Consider the following 16,915-nt stretch of genomic DNA (forward strand, 5'->3'; position numbering starts at 1 on the left):
TAAGAATGATTATAGAGATTTGGTCGAATCAACTAAGTAAGGACTTCCGTTCCAATACTTAGATTACTAAGAATTTCTGGTCGCTTGGGTTGCAATCGGTCAAAACCTGAACCGAAATGTATTGAGTCAAATCAAATCTGTGCTGGGGTGCCAGTGCTACTCGTTGGCGCTGACCTCCAGAGAGTTGAAAGGGATAGCGATCGCCCATTCCGTTCAATTGCACCAACTCTAGTAGTTGTTCTACTCGCGTTTGGGTTCTCGCTTTCAGTGCATTGCGAATTTGTAGACCAAAGGCTCTCGCTCTCACGCTCAAGTGCGTGAGAGCGAGTATAGTGCTGCAACACAAACCCGACCCGCCATGTTGGACACTTGTCAGCTAACTTCGTTAACCGCTTTGAAACTGCCGAACTGCTTGGATACGTTTTCAACAACAATTCTCACGGCAAGTGTCCCTTTCGATATAAACTACGGTTTATCGATTCCATTACCGTAGTTTGGCATTCCGCTTAATCATCTGAGTAAAAAAATATTAAAGAATTAGGAAACTAGCAAATGGCGAGGGGTTAAAGTTGCCAAGTCATCACAACCAACATCTCTCTAATGGAAGATTTGCAAAACGTTAGGCCTGCTGACTCGATATAAGGTGAGATTATTTGAGATTGAGTACATCTACGAAAGTTCGCTGATAGTTTAGTAAAGTTGCCATTTACCCCTCGACCATGAAAAAATTTAAAGCTCTTCCCAATGGCGGTAAACTAATTTTATTTCTATTGTTAGTCGTGATTTCCCTCACTCCTGTTGTGATTGTAGATGCTGGAGAACGGGGTGTATTAATGCAGTTTGGTAAGGTGCAGCCGAGAGTATTAGACGAAGGAATCCACTTCATTATTCCTATTGTTAATACCGTCCAAAAATTGAGTGTTCGAGTACAAAAACAGGAAAGTTCTGCTGAAGCTTCCTCGAAGGATCTTCAAGATGTTTTCACGGATGTAGCTCTCAACTGGCACATTATTCCAGAGGAAGCGAATGCTATTTATCAACAAATTGGGAACGAGAACCTAGTTATAGAAAAAATTATAAATCCAGCAGTAGAAGAAGTATTAAAAGCAGTAATGGCACAGTACACTGCTGAAGAAATTATTACAAAGCGAGGAGAAGTAAAAGCGGGCGTAGACGATTCATTAACTACACGACTGGCTAGCTATCACATTGGAGTTGATGATATCTCCCTAGTCCATGTCCACTTTTCCAAGCGATTTAGCGATGCTGTGGAGGCGAAACAGATTGCCGAACAGGACGCAAAACGTGCAGGCTTTATAACCTTAAAAACATTACAACAGGCAGAAGCACAGGTTAATTTAGCCAGAGGAGAAGCGGAAGCGGATAGGGTGTTACGTGAAAATTTAACTCCAGAATTATTGCAAAGGCAAGCAATAGAAAAATGGGATGGAAAGCTGCCGCTAATTGTCGAAACCTCTACAAAATTGTTGGACTTAAGTAAATTTGTAAAGCCTAACTAAAATTGATTAAAATATTGTAGATAGTGTTGTGGATACAGTTAACAGGTTTTCAAAAGCAATTGAAACCTGAGTCTGAAACCGTTGTTGATGCTTCAGCTTCAAGACAGGCTGGACGATTTCTAGTTTCGTCTTCGCTCTTGTCCTATCATCTACAACTTTAACTGCGTGCAGTGTAGAGAGTTGTAGTTCTTTTTGCACCATCAATTCAGGAATTGCAGCTGCACCGACACCGCCTTCAACCACTGCCTTCACCATCTCGCTACTGTTCAATACTAAAACTACATTGAACTGGGTAGGAGCGATTCCCCAATTTTGCAAAGCTTGCTCAAACATTTGTTGCGCTCCAGATCCTGGCTCTCGCATTACCCAACTGGTTGTAGAAAGTTCTGTTAGAGAAATCTCAGCAAGCTCAAACCAGGGGTGAGACTTTCCCACGACGATTTGTAAGCGATCGCTCCCTACTCTCTCTTGCTCTAAGCAACTCTGTAGCGATGGTTTAACTTCTCCTGTGATTAAACCTAAATCAAATAGTCCCGTTGCTGTCCCTTCACAAATTTCTTCTGCATTGCCCAGAGTACAGTTAACAAAAATGCCAGGATATTGGGTTTTAAATTGACTAATTTTGTTGGGTAGCCAGTAGTTGCCAATCGTGAGACTCGCACCCAATTTCAACTCGCCCCGTTGTAAATTGTTTAATTCGCGCAAACCTCGCTCAGTCAAAGCCACCTGATCGAGAATCTTCTTTGCTTCCACCTGTAGCAGCTTTCCCGCCTCCGCGATCTCAATGTGGCGACCAACGCGATGGAAAAGTTTCACGCTGTATTGCTGTTCCAAGCTTTGGATCGCGGCACTAACCGCAGGTTGGGTAATATATAGTTCCTCCGCCGCACGGGTAAAGTGCAGATGTTCTGCCACCGCTAAAAAAATTCGTAATTGTTCAAATGTCATCTCTACTCTTTAAGGCTCCTTAAGCACCTCTAGCTGTCTATATCAAGCTATCAATCACTTTAAGTTATCCTTTCAACAAAAAAAAGTATTTGCTTTTATTAATTTGGCTGCGTAGATTGAAAACATATATTCATTGCAATCAAGCCTTACCCAGACAAAGCCTAGCGGTTAGATTCGGCTAGCCGCACCGAATTGGCAAATCTGTATGAAGGGAGTCTCTAAATGACGAGTGAAAGACGATTAAATCAGAGCGATCGCGGCTTAAAGCCAAACTGTCTTCCCTTTGGAGAAGTTCTTGCTCAATCCTTTGCGGTCATTGCACCCACAACAATACCCGCCTCAAATATAGGATTGATCGTCGTACTTTCCGGCAATGGCACCTGGCTAAGTTTTCTGATCGGCATGATTGGGTTAGTCCTTGTTAGTACTAACATTAATCAATTTGCCAGTCGTTCTGCTTCTCCAGGTTCGCTCTACTCTTACATCGTCAAAGGATTGGGGCCTACAGCGGGTGTAATTTGTGGCTGGAGTTTAGTTCTGGCTTACTTGTTTACAGGAATGTCAGTGTTGTGTGGCTTTGCCAACTTTAGCGGGATTTTGATTGGTCACTTGGGCGTTCATCCCTCGACGATTACGCTGCTGGCGCTCGGTGCAGGGGTTGCCTGGTATGCAGCATATAAAGATATCCAGCTATCAGCAATGGCGATGCTGTGGATGGAGGGAGCCTCTCTGCTCCTGATTGCCGTCTTGGGGATCATCATCTGGGCGCACAAAGGCTTTGCGTTAGATATGTCCCAATTGACTTTGCAAGGCGTAACTCCAGGTAGCGTCGCAATGGGGCTTGTCCTAGTAATGTTTAGTTTCTCTGGCTTTGAAAGTGCTACATCTCTGGGTGATGAAGCAAAAGACCCCTTAAAAACGATCCCCAGAGCAGTTTTGGGGAGTACTACCCTGGCAGGTTTATTCTTCATTTCGATGACTTACATTGAAGTGCTGGGTTTTAGCGGAACTGGAGTTTCCATTACTACTACGGAAGAACCGCTGGGTTTTCTAGCGCAACAAGCGGGAGTTGGTTTTTTAGGAACCTTGGTCGCCTTCAGTGCCCTGTTTAGCTTCTTTGCCTGTGTCCTTGGTAGTATTAATCCAGCAGCCAGAGTCTTCTTTACGATGGCTCGTCACGGCTTATTCCCCTCTTCGTTGGGTTTATCTCACTCATCGAACCGGACACCGCACATTGCCGTTACGCTGTGTTCGCTGATTGTATTTCTTGTGCCTGCTTCGATGTCCCTGTTTCATGTGAAGCTGTTTGACAGCATGGGTTACTTGGGCGCGATCTGTAGCTACGGGTTTTTAACGGTTTATACCTTGATTTCGATCGCTGCACCCGTTTACCTGCACAAGATTAGAAAACTCCGCCTACACCATGTAGTGTTCTCAGTTCTCGCAGTTGGGTTTATGATGATTCCCGTTCTCGGAAGCGTGGGGATTCCAGGTAGCAATCTTTTCCCAGTTCCAGAAGCGCCTTACGATGCGTTTCCTTACCTGTTTTTGATGTACCTGATGGTTACTTGCGGATGGTTTGTCATCCAAAGATTCCGCTCTCCAGAAATTGTCAGTTCAATGGAGCGGGGGATTGAAGAGATTCATGCAAAATTTGCGACACCTAGTTCAGTGGTGATACCAGAGGCGATCGCAGATGATGAATTTTGAAGCTAGTTTGGACAACGCATCTACAAACCTTAAGGACACGCAAAAATGAGCGAAATAATCACGGCAATCCCCCTTGGATTCACTGCCTTCACAGCCACCAACCTTGATGACATCGTGATTTTGTTGCTGTTTTTCTCGCAAGTGAATGCGGTATTCCGACGTCGCCATATTGTGGCTGGTCAGTATCTGGGTTTTGGTGCATTAGTCCTCGCTAGCCTTCCCAGTTTTTTTGGTACCCTAATATTGCCGCGCCCTTGGATTGGTTTGTTAGGCATTCTCCCGATTGCAATTGGAATCAGTCGCTTACTCAATCAAGACACCGATGAATCGGAAGGCGAGGAAAAAGTAGAACCACCTGAGAAATCTTGGTTTACCAGTTTTTTATCTCCACAAACTTATAGCGTGGCAGCCGTTACATTTGCGAATGGGGGTGACAACATCGGTATCTATGTGCCGTTGTTTGCGAGTAGTAGCTGGGAGGGTCTTCTGGCGATTCTGGGGGTATTCTTCTCGCTGGTGGGAGTTTGGTGCTACACCGCCTATCAATTAACCCGTTTACCTGCGATCGCTCAAACCCTGACTCGCTATGGCAATCAACTCGTTCCCTGTGTTTTAATTGGGTTGGGTGTTTTAATTCTAGTAGACAGTCACACACTGGAAAATCGTGGCTTGCTCGTACTGACTTTAGTCACAAGTTGTCTCTGTTTGCTGACTCTTGGCAAAAGTAATGAGCAAGTGTCTGAGGCGGAAATTTGCTCAACGCCTGAAGTGGAGAAAAATTGAGGAGGTTGCGATCGCAGTGTCATGAGTTGGTTTGCACAAGCAATCATTGCCGGAGTTACATCCTTTGTAGCAACTAACATCGATGACATTGTGATCTTGATGCTATTCTTCGCCCAGGTAAATTCTACCTTCCGCACCAAACATATTGTTGTAGGTAAGTATCTTGGATTCACTGTATTAATTGCCGCTAGTCTTCCGGGTTTCTTTGGTGGCTTAATTCTGCCAAAAGCTTGGATTGGCTTACTAGGTCTGGTTCCCATTGTTATTGGAGTGAATCAATTAGTCAATTGGGAAAAAGATGAAAACGAAGTCCAGACAGTATCAGATGAATTCAATAGCTCAAAAGCTAGTTCCTCAGTGATGTCAACTCTCGCTAGTTTTCTTACTCCTCAGACTTATCACGTCGCAGCTGTTACATTTGCTAATGGGGGTGACAATATCGGGATATATGTACCGTTGTTCGCTAGTAGCAATCTGGCTAGTTTGGGAGTAATTTTAAGCGTGTTTTTTGTGTTGGTTGGAGTTTGGTGTTATGTCGCCTACCAATTAACCCGCCATTCGGTTGTTGCTCACCTTTTCACTCGCTACGGTAAGAGAATCGTCCCATTTGTGTTAATTGGCTTAGGAATTTTTATTCTGGTTGAAAGCGGTAGCTATCAACTCTTACCGTCGTTCCAATAAGTGTCAGTTTTACCTTGGCAGACCATTTACCAGTATCTGCAATTTAATAAAAACCTTTTTTGCTAAAGGTCTACCCTTAAAAATTTTCCAACCATAAACCCAAACATCGAGTTGGAAAAACTCGGAATCTCGCAAGGAGAAAGTTCATGAAACTGTTCAAAATCGCTCTGGTAGCATTAGTATTTCTGGTCAATTTGGCGATCGCTCAACCTTCTTTGGCAGACAGACCGAAACTTACCCTGAGTCCTGACTACACAGAGGTAACTCAATCTCTTGACAGCCTCTTAAAGGCAAAAGACGCACCGGATCAATCCGACTATACACCTGAGGAAATTCAGCAGAAACTCGGTGAGTTGCAACTGCAAAAATATATCTTAGAGACAGCGGCAGACTGGGGGCAGTGCCGCAATGAAACTGGGAAAACGTTAGCGGTCTATGCTCATAAACCCAATAAATCTAACTTTTCCGAAGCAAGTACTCTCTACTACTTGGGAAATGGCAAAGTCACGGACGATGATTGGAACTGTGATGGCGTTTACTTGCCAAGTGGTGTCAAAGTAGCTGGCTTAACTCCTGGTGACACCCAAGGGCAAGATTTAGGGGAGCCTGTAGCTCTCAAAATAGTGGCTGGAACCCAATTAGTCGCTAAAACCAATCCAGAAACTGGTGCAGTTGAATTCAACGTTCCTGCTGCGAAAGTTTTCAAAGCAGGTGAGGGTACATGGTCTGTTCCTAACTTGTCGTCAGCAGATGTGGAAGCGCAAACTCCTAACGCACCAATCGAGGATTAAATTTTTCACGCCTGCGAAAGCACTTTAGGTGTTTTTCCTCTAAAAAGTAGCAGGATGACAGCCAGGGTATGAAAAGCTACCAAAAGTAAACGGTTGAACAGCTATCATACTCTGGCTAATAGACTTCATAAAATTTTTCGGAATATCGGGTTTCGGATCAAAGTGCTTCTGAAGGGAGAAAGCTTGTTTTGTTTGTACATCTAAACTGATAATTGAGGGTAGTATTTTGTGCAGCTATTGTTTATGTTTAAGCCGATAAATGGGAGTACAGAAAAATTAGAGACGCCGAAACGACGGACTTCTGAGCGAGTGCGGGATCATTTGGCAAACGAACGCACCTACTTAGCATGGATGCGGAGTGCGATCGCGCTGATGGGATTTGGTGTTTTGATCGTGCGCCTTCGTCTCCTCCGTCCACCCCTTGCGCCTCAACCTCCTGGTAATGGGTGGAAGTTAGGATTAGTGTTCTCCTTAGTTGGTTTGGTAACGGTATTGCTGTCAACCCAGCACTACTTCGCTGTTCGACATGACATTGATGAGGATACATACGAACCTGCGGATCGCTGGGTGATTTTATTTAGCCTTGCCGTACTCACCTTGGGAGCTGGGGTTATCTACTACGTCTTCACAGTTCCAGTTGAATCATTAAATGGTGTCATCCTTGATTAACTGAGATTTTATTTAAGTAACCCTGAAGAGAGCCTACCTTTAAAAGTCATTTTTACAGGTTTTATAACGCATATAAACTCAGAAGTAATGCGTTAGACCTGGCTACAGGCTACGCATATATGTTGCACCGTCAGTTATTTTTAAGATAGGCTGCAAGGTGTAAGTAATGCGCTTTTTATAAGCATTTTTGGATAATCTTTGCACTTCAACGCATAAGAAAGTAATGATTAAAGATTGGAGATTTTGTGAGCAAAATAAGTTTGGATAAATCTACACTTAGTAAATTGATGACCACTTATTTAGTTGTTGCTATAGAAATAATTATCGGTTTATTAAGTGGTCTGACTTTTATTGCACTTGGGGCAGGCGGAGGGTCTTGGATACTTGGGGGTATTGCTGCTGGTGCCTTGGTATTTTATTTCTATCGTCGATATAACAATCAAGCTAAACCAAATCGCAACTTAAGGAAATTTGGACAAATTATTGTTGGTCTTACTGTAGGATTTTCTCTTAAGCAAAGTAATCTAATAACTATTTATTCCCAATTACATATCTTTCTATTTTTAGCATTATTTTTACTATTTTGTGGTGGAATTATTGGTTATATATATTCACGCATTGAAAAAACAGACTTACTAACTGCCATGCTTGCTACGGTTCCCGGAAATATAGGAATCATGGCAAGTATAGCAGCAGACTATGGTAGAAATATTTCACTTGTTTCTCTTGTTCAGTTAATACGGTTTACGGCGATTATTATTGTTATACCAATTGTTGCTAATGTTTCTAATTCTCATGACATTAGTGCAATAATTCATTCTGTTAATGAAAATTTATTTTTTCTGGATTTAAATTACTTATTTTTACTATTTTTATTGCTCTTTTTAACATTCTTAACAGTTAGAATAGGCAGTTATTTAAAAATTCCTGTTGCTGGTTTTTTTTGCTCTATAATAGTCGGCGCTGTTTTTGAGTTATTGCTAAATTCACTGCCATTTTTATCTCATATCGATTTTAATCTACCCCCTTTATTTAATTTAATTGGTCAAATTCTACTGGGAATTACAATCGGCGAATATTGGGGAATAAACCCAAAGCTGGGAAGGCTTACAGTAGCGTATGCTTCGGTTCCTGTAGCCATGACCTTTTTGGCAGGATTCATCTTAGCAGGAATTGCTACGTTGATCTCGCCCTGGGACTGGCTAACGTGTTTGCTGGTGACATCTCCAGGCGGATCTCCAGAAATGATATTAATCTCTCTAGCTTTGCATCACAATGTTGAGATTGTAACCGCAGGTCATCTAGTTCGGCTAATGACGATTAATCTGTGTCTTCCAGCTTTGGTGTCTTTCATTTGCTATCTAGAAGGCCGTTCTACAAAAAATCAAGATGGCGCAGCAGATCAGCTTAAAACGATATCACCCAAATCAGCAATGCCATAATTTCTTTGCGATGGTGTTAACCTTGGGCTATTGATTCCTCTTCATCCACAGTTAGCTCATCCTCAGGAATAGTACTCGGTTTAGTTAAATGTGGTTGGATTAGCAGACTAACGCCAATTGTCCAAGCAATTGAAACCATCCATCCTGCTAAAATATCGCTGGGAAAATGAACCCCTAAATATATTCGCGTCCAACCGATCGCTAATACGAATACGCTCCCCACAGCCAGCACCAACCAGCACCAATTACTATTCCAGGTCAAAATGACTAAAGCAGCTATCAAGGTCATACTGGACATCGCGTGACCGCTGGGAAATGCATAATCAAACTCTGGGGAAATTGACTCCCAGAGGTTGGGACGCACTCGATGCAGCAACAGCTTTGCAGTGCGATTAATCAAAATGCTCCCTAGTAGCGTGGTCAGTAAATAGGCGAGCGATCGCCACTTTTTAAGGCGCAGCAACACTAACGAGATTACAGTAGCAACTGGAAATACGCCCCAAAATACTCCGAACTTGGTTAAAGTTGCCGCAAAAACGTCTAGTTGTGGCTGTGCTATCTTGTGAACTGCTAGTAGGAGTGTTTCATCCCAGGGAAGACCGCCTTGATTCTGCAATACTACTAATGCAAGTTCCTCAAAAACCAGCATGGGTAAACAGACTCCTATCAATAGGAGTAGCAAAGAACGCCAATAAGCAACGAGCAGCTTTTCGAGAAAACTTAGGAAAGATGAAGACAGCTTCCAAAAATTAGAACTAAACATTCACCAAAAAATGCTTAAAATGTGTACAAACCGAAATTTTCATTTATTTTTTTAAAAAATAGTATCACCCTGATGGGGAAATATCTTTGCTATCAGATATTAAATCAAACTCAGATCACGCTTGATAAACTAACTTCCAACTTACCCCTGCTAAAATCACATAAATTACCAGCCGGAGCGCGCCTTGAGGAGTAACCTTGCAGAGTTTAGCACCTAGCAAAACTCCCGGTACTGTTCCCAGCCAAATTGGCAATACTAAACTCCAATTCACTGTCCCAAGGCAGAGGTGTCCAAGGGAAGTAAACACCAATAAAATCGCTGCCTGTGAAATATCTGTGCCTACCAATTTACGCGCGTCGAGGCGAAAAAAGGTAATCAACACAATTGCAAACATCGCACCAGAAGACACGCTTGTTAATCCTACCAGACAGCCTAAAAATGCTCCTACACTGAGGGTCGAAATTCGACCCATCTGAGTGTTTAAGTCAAACTTAGGCGGTTCAGGTAACTGTAACTTCGGGAAAAAAGTTTTCAGCGACAATTGTGCGAGTCCCAACAAAGTGACAAGCAGTATCATAAACCCGATTGCACGTAGCAGAATGTAATCTAGGTCTAAGGTTGCATTAAGCTTAATCAGGTATAAAATCCCTACTCCGGTTAGTGAACCAGGAACACTTCCCCAAGCCAGCCATTTGACAACTTGCAGGTCAAGCGTTTGCTGTTTCCAGTGTTTAAAGCCGCCGATCACTTTCATCAATGTGGCAGCTACTACATCGGAACTGACTGCGATCGCAGGTGGGACGTGGAACACAAAAATCAACATCGGAGTGATCAGAGATGCTCCACCGATTCCCGTTAAACCAACAATGATACCCACGACAAAACTGAGGAACGGTAGTAATAGATAGTCCATACTGCTGTCCTTGCACAGGTGGTTAAAATGCTGAATCTCTAACTAAAAGTAAACTTTGACATTAGTGCTAGCGGCGATTAAGCAACATTCACCGCCCATAAATCCCCATTAGCCACCGGGGAATAAGACAGGAGCATCGAGAATCTTAAACTGTATCAATGCCAGAATGACCAGAGTGTAAGCGGTTGAGGAGACTACACCTGTCAATAACTCTTTTTTCCAGTTACGCTCAGCGGGTTCCTTACTAAAAACATCGACAGCCCCTACTTGCATCAAGAGAATTCCCGCAATATTAGAGAGCCAGTACCCGACGATTGAGCAAGGCAGAAGTAAATCTGGGGAAAGCCAACTACAGATATACCCAAAAAAATAAGCAATTGGCAGATTGAAAAACAGGTCATTCCACCAACATAGTGGTGACAGCATATATCCAATGACCAGAAGGAATCCGCCTCTGAGCTTTTTGAACCAACCTTCCTGGAAACTTTGTTGAGCCGCTGGTTGCAAATGCTCAGGAGTTACTTGCCCTGCGAGGGTCAGCTCACTACTGGGTCTTTTAGCGTTGTCCATGCAAAATCCACTATCCCGCTAGAGTTACCGTAGTTTCAATTTAATCTGATACGGATCAAAAGTCTAGTGCGGAAGGGACAACGCTTTAGTTTTTTTTGAAATATCTAACTATGGTGTGAAACCTGCAAGGCTCTCCAAAGCTCTTGAAACCCTTAGAAGAGTCATCGGTTGGCTTGAGGCGGGAGCAAAACTAAACGAAATACAGGCTGCTGTTGGGTTTCACTCTGTTCAACCCAACCTACACGGAATGATTTGTCAGGCAGCCAGGGCGTGAAAGTGAGGCTTGTTAGCGTAGCAGGACGTGTTGAGTATTAAACTTTCGCTTCCTCCGGCTCCTCACGGGATCTTCGGCTGATCATGCACACTACTAGCCGAAGATCCCAATCGTCGAAGGGCTGTTTTCACATCATGGCAATGTCGGTGAAGTAGCTGTAGATTCTCAGGGGTATCGTTACTCCCTCTGTTTTTAGGGATGATATGGTCAGTGTCCAGCAAGTCTCCATCCTTGAAGGACAATCCGCTCCTGCACCTACTATCAAGCTAACTACCTGGTTTAGGCATCCACCTAATCCCCAAATCAACGACAAAATCACTCGACTTTGAACCGAGAACCCGATCGATCGAGGCGATAAACTAAGGTTTTCCCGTTGCCATCCACAGCGACTCGCCAACCTGCGACCATTGCTTGAGCGCAGCTATTTTCCGTACCAGGCAAATCAAAACAGGTATTTGACCACATCTGACTTCGACCTTCGAGGATGTATAACTGAGAAGTTGGTACTTTTAATTGCTTACTAGCATCCTGCAATACCACCTTGGCAATGGAATTCGGTAAAGAGTCTTTGCGTGGGGGCATATCGCCTATTGCTTCCGTCCTAATTTGCTCAGCAGATTTATCAGTACGATAGACCTGATATTGCTTCGGTTTGCCTTCCACCGTTACCTGCCAACCTGGTGTCTGAGCGCTCATGCACCGCTCTACAGGACTTGGAAGATCTAAACAGCCATTAGACCAAGTTTGCTGTTGAGTTTGTGTAATCAAAAGTTGGGAGATTGGTAAGGTTAAATGCTCGGATGCTAACTTTAAAACTTGCTCAGCAACCGCAGGAGGTAATTTTTTCGCCTCGTTTGGCTGGCTCTCCCTTTGATAAAGCTGAACCTGGGAACCCACTTTGTCAGTATTATAAATCCAGCGTTTTTGCCCGCTTTCTACGGTGACTTGCCAGCCCTCCACGACAACTGGATCGCAGGGATGGGGAAAAGTCGAAACTTCGCAACCATACGCCCACCCTGTCTGCTTCGCATTCACAACGCGTCCGGTGTTCGCCGGGAGTCCCCAGTTTTGGGTGGCATCTTGCAAAACGGCACTGACAACAGATTTAGGCAATTTGGCATCAACGATGCTGCTAGCAGCTTCATTTAATCTGATCCGGGAGCCGTTGCGATCGCTTCGATAAACTAAGCTTTGTTGCCTAGCTTTTACAGTGACTTCCCACGCAGGCATATTAATTTTGGTGCAGCCTTCAGCCGGACGCGGCAGATTTAAACAACCGTTGGTGTAAATCTGTTCATACTTAATGATGCGTAGTTGCGACGCTTGTAATCCCGTGCGTTGAGATGCTATTCGCAAAATGGCATTGGCAACGGAAGACGGTAACTTTTCTTTCTTAGATACTTGTTTGACGGGATCGGCAACAGCAGCTTCTTTTAAGGTTAAAGCAGTACATAAAGATAAAGACAAGCTGCTAGTTAACAAAATTAAAGTAGCAACTAGCCATTTTTTAGGATTTTTAGTTTGAGTCATTCTTTCCACAATTAAGGCTACTCCAAAGCCACTCGAATTAAAGTTTAGAAGTTTGATGTTTGCTTGAAGTTCATACCATCATTTGAGACGTGGCTGAAAAACCTATGTTCCAAACTAAATTTTTTCTAGGTTTTACAGGCACGTTAGCACAAGGCTTTGAGTGCATTTCTAGATTTTGAACGCACTCAAAGCACTTTATAAAAATAAAACTAAAATCAGATTGCCATAACCGCAACTTTTAATACTGTCGGGAGATTTGCTACTATTTTTATAACATTGTGATTAGGGCATCTAAAGTGGTGGTTTCAAAAACTGAAACCACTGATATTATCTAGGCGGCTAAAGTCGCAGCTATATTCAGGAAACCCGCCTACAGGGATTCTAAAAGTCTTATCAACTACCTATCTTCTTAAGTTGAAAGCACTATTTTTTATAAGAAACTATCTTTCGCGCATGAACAATACTCAAGACATCGTGTGTCCAATCCGGAAGAATTAGTGTCATGGCAATTTCTTATAGCGTGTGAATGCAACCTACAGCAATCATCATCAATAGCGTAACTCCAGCATAATTAAAAACGAATAGGGCAATTGTGGTGATGAATAGCGTTATTCCCCAAGCTTTGGCTGAATAAGTGTGATAGCTGGCAGGTTTTCCATATTTCGCTAAGTTTACTACCAACCAGATTAATTGCATCAAGATTATGAGGCTCAATGGTATCGAGAATTTAGTAACTACATCAGGATGCACTAACCATGCACTAATTCCGATACATAGATAAAGACAAACATCAGCTAAACTATCGGCTTGTCGCAAAGCAGCGGTACTGACACCGATTCGACGGGCGATCGCGCCATCAAAAATATCTGAAAGAAAGGCAAGTACAAAACTAAAAATGAACCAGGGACTGGTTGTACCGTCAAGGGCATCCCATAATAGCAAAGGGCTTAGGCAGAGGCGGATAATGACCAGTGAAATGGGAAGAGATTGCAGAATCAAGGATGAATATTTTTGGCGATCGCGTTGGGAGTGTTCGATTGTATTTACGTTGTTCATGTTATTGAGGGCATAAGTAAGCGTGTGATGATAAAGACGCGATCGCTAATTCCATTTCGCTTTTGTGAAGCTACACATCAGATCCCCCCAACCCCCTTAAAAAAGGAGGGCTAAGAAGAAGCTTATGTGTAGGAGTCGAAAAATTAATGGCTATATCTAAAAAGGAAGCACCGTTATCGCTTGCATTTCGTACTGCTCATTCGCTGCTACATCACTGGATCTCGCGCTTGTCCCTAAAGGCAAAGGAAGTGGTTCGTAGCGTTCCAAGCGGTTGAGGGGTCTGCGGGTTGCAGTTTCGTAGGCGAGCGCAGTGTGGAGGTAAGCTAGGATTTCCATCATTGGTAGATGCCTGGGGGGTGAAGTTCTCGATTACCCTTAGTTTTATGGGAATCCAGATTTACGGGGAGCGATCGCTTACCAGTTTTTGAAAAGTACGCCTGCTTGGTGGCTGTAAACCTAGTTTTCTCGTAGCCGCTGCGCCTTGAGAAGGGGTCAGTTGCAGAATTGGCCGATCCCTTGCGGAAATAGTGAAGTCTTTTTCGCCTTGTCTAGGCGTTGGCAAATGGCTATCGCTTCGGGTGCATCTCCATGATGCTTTCTCTACACGAACGAATTTCATCACAAGGAGAGCGATCGCTCTGATATAGCAATCCTATTTGAGTTGTAACCAGCGCTTGAGATCCCCGACGTAGAGAAGTCAAGGATCTTACCTTCACGAATCATTTGGGGGTTGAGGCGGAGTAATTCTGTGAATGTCCCATCTATCCGGTTAGCAGCTAAGCTTGCATTTGTTAGAGCGGAGCGAATAATTTTGTTTCAGCCTGCTGCGTAGCTTCAGCAAAAAGCTTCTCGGCAAGTTGTTGTTTTTCAGCAAGGTCAGCAAGATTTTCTATGCCATAAAGGGATGACACATTAGCGATTACATCTGGCGGAAAGTCTCGGCTAAAGTATTTTGTTTTAAAATCGTATCGGTTCGGTCGATATACCATTCCCAAAACTTCTATTAAAGGTTGCATTGTGTAGTTGTGATAATTAGCGATCGCTTCCACAAACCGCCCCCGATTAATCTCTTTCTTTACAAAGACTTGCAGAAAATCAAATTTACTTCTTAGAATCTTTAATCTTGCTTTCATTTCCTCTAAATGTTCGCTTTGATTCAAATTCGTCTGAACAATAAGATTAGCTTTATCAAATGCAACGACTAGATTTCCATGCCGCTCCAACGCTAGGAAATGATTGGGATTACTCCGCTTCATTAGCACAAAATCAATCATTAAGAACGGACTTGCTGATTCTAATTGGTAAAAGCATTGTGAGTGACCATGCCAAGTCGGTTCGGGAACTCGTAACTTAAATCGAATTTTAGAAATAGTTTCTAGAGCAGTTTCTACAATAGAAAACGTTTCTTCAACGCGCTCATCTTCAACAGTTACCTGAATGTCGAGGTCAGACCACTCATCTGTATAGCCATGTGCAGCCGAACCTCCTTGCCAGAAAGCAAAAACAAAATCAATTGGCTGTAAGGTATTAATCAGCGTTTCAAGAATTTTTCCTCTCATCATCATGTATAAAATATGTAGAAAATTTAAGCCTTTAGCGATTAGCCCGTTCGCCGTAAGCGTTCCCGTTCGCGTTAGCCTTTCCTAAGGGTAGGGTAGGGTAATTTATTTCAGGGCAGAACTAAAATCTCAACAGGATCATCATCCTCCCGACTCACCCGATCGGGTGATTTCCCAGGACAACAAGCGCGAATAAGATAAGCTCAGCGAACAACGCGATGGAATACAACAGTTTGGCGTGCGTTGGTAAGTTTTGTAAACTACCTTCAGCCAACTGCAACTGGTTGTAGTATCATACTACAGTTCCCTTGACCGGGAAATTATTGAAAAGTATCTCAGGAGGAAGAGTGATGTTAGAGCGTGTAGCCGTTAAGACCGCCACAACCATTCAGACGCAACACCCCATCCTCACAGAGCTTTTCATTTAATTATTCTGATGTACGCGAATAATTTACGCGATTCCTCTGTGAGTTTGGCGGTCTATAACCGCACCCATAGAGGAAACTTCAATGAATTTAGAGTTGTTAGGCTGGAATCGTTTTTTTGCGAAAAACTTTGACAGCTATTTTCAACAAGGATACACGGTTGGTCGAGTTGCTCTAGAGCAAAAAAATACCTACCTTCTCTACACCGAGTTTGGAGAACTATCGGCAGAAGTAACGGGAAAAATGCGTTACCAAGCCGAGCGACGAATAGATTTTCCAGCGGTCGGAGATTGGGTAGTCGTTAGCATCATTGGCGATGAAGAAAGAGCAAAAATCCATGAAATTTTGCCCCGAAAAAGCAAATTTTCTCGGAAAACTGTCGGCGCACAAACAGATGAGCAAATAATTGCCACCAACATTGATACGGTGTTTTTGGTTTCGGGATTGGATCGGGATTTCAATCTCAGAAGAATCGAACGTTATCTAATTTTGGTTTGGGAAAGTGGAGCGAATCCAGTCATCATTCTGAATAAAGCGGACTTGTGCGATGAAGTTGAGCAACGAAAAACGGAAGTAGAAGCGATCGCTCCTGGCGTACCCATTATTAGCTTGAGTGCAATTGAGAACCAAGGACTCGATGGCTTGAGTCCCTATCTCGGTACGGGACAAACGGTAGCACTAATTGGTTCTTCGGGAGTCGGGAAATCGACGATTACCAATCAATTAGCTAAAAAGGACATTCAAGCAGTTCAATCAGTACGCAAAGGAGATAATCGAGGCCGCCACACCACAACACATCGAGAGTTAATTATTTTGCCTTCTGGGGGTTTGCTGATGGACACTCCGGGAATGCGAGAAATTCAGATGTGGAATGGAAGTGAAGGCTTTCAGGAAACCTTCACTGATATTAATACGCTTGCTACAGAGTGTCGCTTTCGCGATTGCCAACATGAAGCAGAACCCGGTTGTGCAGTGCAACAAGCTTTGCTTGATGGCATTCTAGATAAGCAACGTTTCCGGAACTACCGAAAACTTCAACAAGAGCTTGAATACAATAACCGGAAACAAGATCAAAAAGCGTCTTTAGCCGAGAAGGAAAAATGGAAAAAAATCCATAAAGCTCTAAGAAACAATCCAAAACGCTAAGCAGCTAAGTCATTATCTTAGCCAGCAAAAAAGCGTTAACTTCTAGGAGCAGCCAGTAAGGATTGGGAAGTGGAGTCTCGAAACTTCCAAGTTAAACTTGGAAGTTTCAAGGCCTCAATTCCGCATAAGCAGTTG

Annotated in this window: 17 protein-coding genes and 1 pseudogene; 8 read left to right on the top strand and 10 right to left on the bottom strand. The window is 43.2% G+C overall.

Going from position 1 to position 16,915, the window contains the following annotated elements; translation table 11 throughout:
- Positions 1–148 precede the first annotated feature (148 nt).
- Positions 149–441: pseudogene (locus tag NC997_RS21740) on the bottom strand (sulfate ABC transporter ATP-binding protein); the annotation flags it as partial.
- A 278-nt stretch (positions 442–719) separates the two neighbouring features.
- On the opposite strand from NC997_RS21740, the gene NC997_RS21745 reads away from it, so the two are divergent.
- Positions 720–1,520 carry a prohibitin family protein gene (locus NC997_RS21745; protein ID WP_190529677.1) on the top strand — a complete coding sequence of 267 codons (801 nt, stop codon included), beginning with the start codon at positions 720–722 and terminating at the stop codon, positions 1,518–1,520.
- A gap of 6 nt (positions 1,521–1,526) precedes the next feature.
- On the opposite strand, the gene NC997_RS21750 is transcribed toward NC997_RS21745, so the two are convergent.
- Positions 1,527–2,468, bottom strand: coding sequence for a LysR substrate-binding domain-containing protein (locus tag NC997_RS21750; protein WP_190529679.1), 942 nt, complete (start codon positions 2,466–2,468; stop codon positions 1,527–1,529).
- Positions 2,469–2,690: 222 nt separating this feature from the next.
- Between NC997_RS21750 and NC997_RS21755 the strand changes: the two genes are divergently transcribed.
- The 6 genes from NC997_RS21755 to NC997_RS21780 all read left to right on the top strand — a co-directional run bounded on the left by NC997_RS21755 (position 2,691) and on the right by NC997_RS21780 (position 8,544).
- A complete protein-coding gene (locus NC997_RS21755) occupies positions 2,691–4,178 on the top strand; it encodes an APC family permease (RefSeq protein WP_190529681.1) in 1,488 nt (495 codons plus the stop codon).
- 45 nt (positions 4,179–4,223) lie between these two features.
- Positions 4,224–4,961: a cadmium resistance transporter gene (locus NC997_RS21760; RefSeq protein WP_190529683.1), complete on the top strand. Its 738-nt coding sequence runs from the start codon at positions 4,224–4,226 to the stop codon at positions 4,959–4,961.
- Positions 4,962–4,982: 21 nt separating this feature from the next.
- Entirely contained in the window at positions 4,983–5,642 is a 660-nt protein-coding gene (locus tag NC997_RS21765) for a cadmium resistance transporter (protein WP_190430925.1), read from the top strand.
- A 146-nt stretch (positions 5,643–5,788) separates the two neighbouring features.
- On the top strand, positions 5,789–6,433 hold the full coding sequence (locus NC997_RS21770; RefSeq protein ID WP_190529685.1) for a hypothetical protein: 645 nt from the start codon (positions 5,789–5,791) through the stop codon (positions 6,431–6,433).
- A 243-nt stretch (positions 6,434–6,676) separates the two neighbouring features.
- Positions 6,677–7,102, top strand: coding sequence for a DUF202 domain-containing protein (locus NC997_RS21775; protein ID WP_190412261.1), 426 nt, complete (start codon positions 6,677–6,679; stop codon positions 7,100–7,102).
- Between the two features lie 260 nt (positions 7,103–7,362).
- Positions 7,363–8,544: an AbrB family transcriptional regulator gene (locus NC997_RS21780; RefSeq protein ID WP_190529687.1), complete on the top strand. Its 1,182-nt coding sequence runs from the start codon at positions 7,363–7,365 to the stop codon at positions 8,542–8,544.
- A 16-nt stretch (positions 8,545–8,560) separates the two neighbouring features.
- On the opposite strand, the gene NC997_RS21785 is transcribed toward NC997_RS21780, so the two are convergent.
- The 8 genes from NC997_RS21785 to NC997_RS21820 all read right to left on the bottom strand — a co-directional run bounded on the left by NC997_RS21785 (position 8,561) and on the right by NC997_RS21820 (position 15,215).
- Positions 8,561–9,307 carry a phosphatase PAP2 family protein gene (locus NC997_RS21785; RefSeq protein ID WP_190412263.1) on the bottom strand — a complete coding sequence of 249 codons (747 nt, stop codon included), beginning with the start codon at positions 9,305–9,307 and terminating at the stop codon, positions 8,561–8,563.
- Positions 9,308–9,422: 115 nt separating this feature from the next.
- A complete protein-coding gene (locus tag NC997_RS21790; protein WP_190529689.1) occupies positions 9,423–10,220 on the bottom strand; it encodes a sulfite exporter TauE/SafE family protein in 798 nt (265 codons plus the stop codon).
- 108 nt (positions 10,221–10,328) lie between these two features.
- Positions 10,329–10,790 (bottom strand): hypothetical protein, encoded by a 462-nt coding sequence (locus tag NC997_RS21795; RefSeq protein WP_190412265.1) that lies wholly within the window; start codon positions 10,788–10,790, stop codon positions 10,329–10,331.
- Between the two features lie 336 nt (positions 10,791–11,126).
- Complete coding sequence (locus NC997_RS21800) at positions 11,127–11,306, bottom strand: HNH endonuclease signature motif containing protein (protein ID WP_190412266.1); 180 nt, start codon at positions 11,304–11,306, stop codon at positions 11,127–11,129.
- Positions 11,307–11,379: 73 nt separating this feature from the next.
- Complete coding sequence (locus NC997_RS21805) at positions 11,380–12,594, bottom strand: hypothetical protein (protein ID WP_190529691.1); 1,215 nt, start codon at positions 12,592–12,594, stop codon at positions 11,380–11,382.
- A 513-nt stretch (positions 12,595–13,107) separates the two neighbouring features.
- Positions 13,108–13,650, bottom strand: a complete 543-nt coding sequence (locus tag NC997_RS21810) for a CDP-alcohol phosphatidyltransferase family protein (RefSeq protein ID WP_242031490.1) — start codon at positions 13,648–13,650, stop codon at positions 13,108–13,110.
- 156 nt (positions 13,651–13,806) lie between these two features.
- Positions 13,807–13,989: a hypothetical protein gene (locus NC997_RS21815; RefSeq protein WP_190412268.1), complete on the bottom strand. Its 183-nt coding sequence runs from the start codon at positions 13,987–13,989 to the stop codon at positions 13,807–13,809.
- A gap of 452 nt (positions 13,990–14,441) precedes the next feature.
- Entirely contained in the window at positions 14,442–15,215 is a 774-nt protein-coding gene (locus tag NC997_RS21820; RefSeq protein ID WP_242031491.1) for a nucleotidyltransferase domain-containing protein, read from the bottom strand.
- Positions 15,216–15,718: 503 nt separating this feature from the next.
- Here NC997_RS21820 and rsgA point away from each other — a divergent pair.
- Positions 15,719–16,780, top strand: a complete 1,062-nt coding sequence (gene rsgA, locus NC997_RS21825) for a ribosome small subunit-dependent GTPase A (RefSeq protein WP_190529693.1) — start codon at positions 15,719–15,721, stop codon at positions 16,778–16,780.
- Positions 16,781–16,915: the final 135 nt, after the last annotated feature.

The organism is Trichocoleus sp. DQ-A2 (assembly GCF_039961915.1).
Classification (GTDB): domain Bacteria; phylum Cyanobacteriota; class Cyanobacteriia; order Cyanobacteriales; family FACHB-T130; genus FACHB-T130.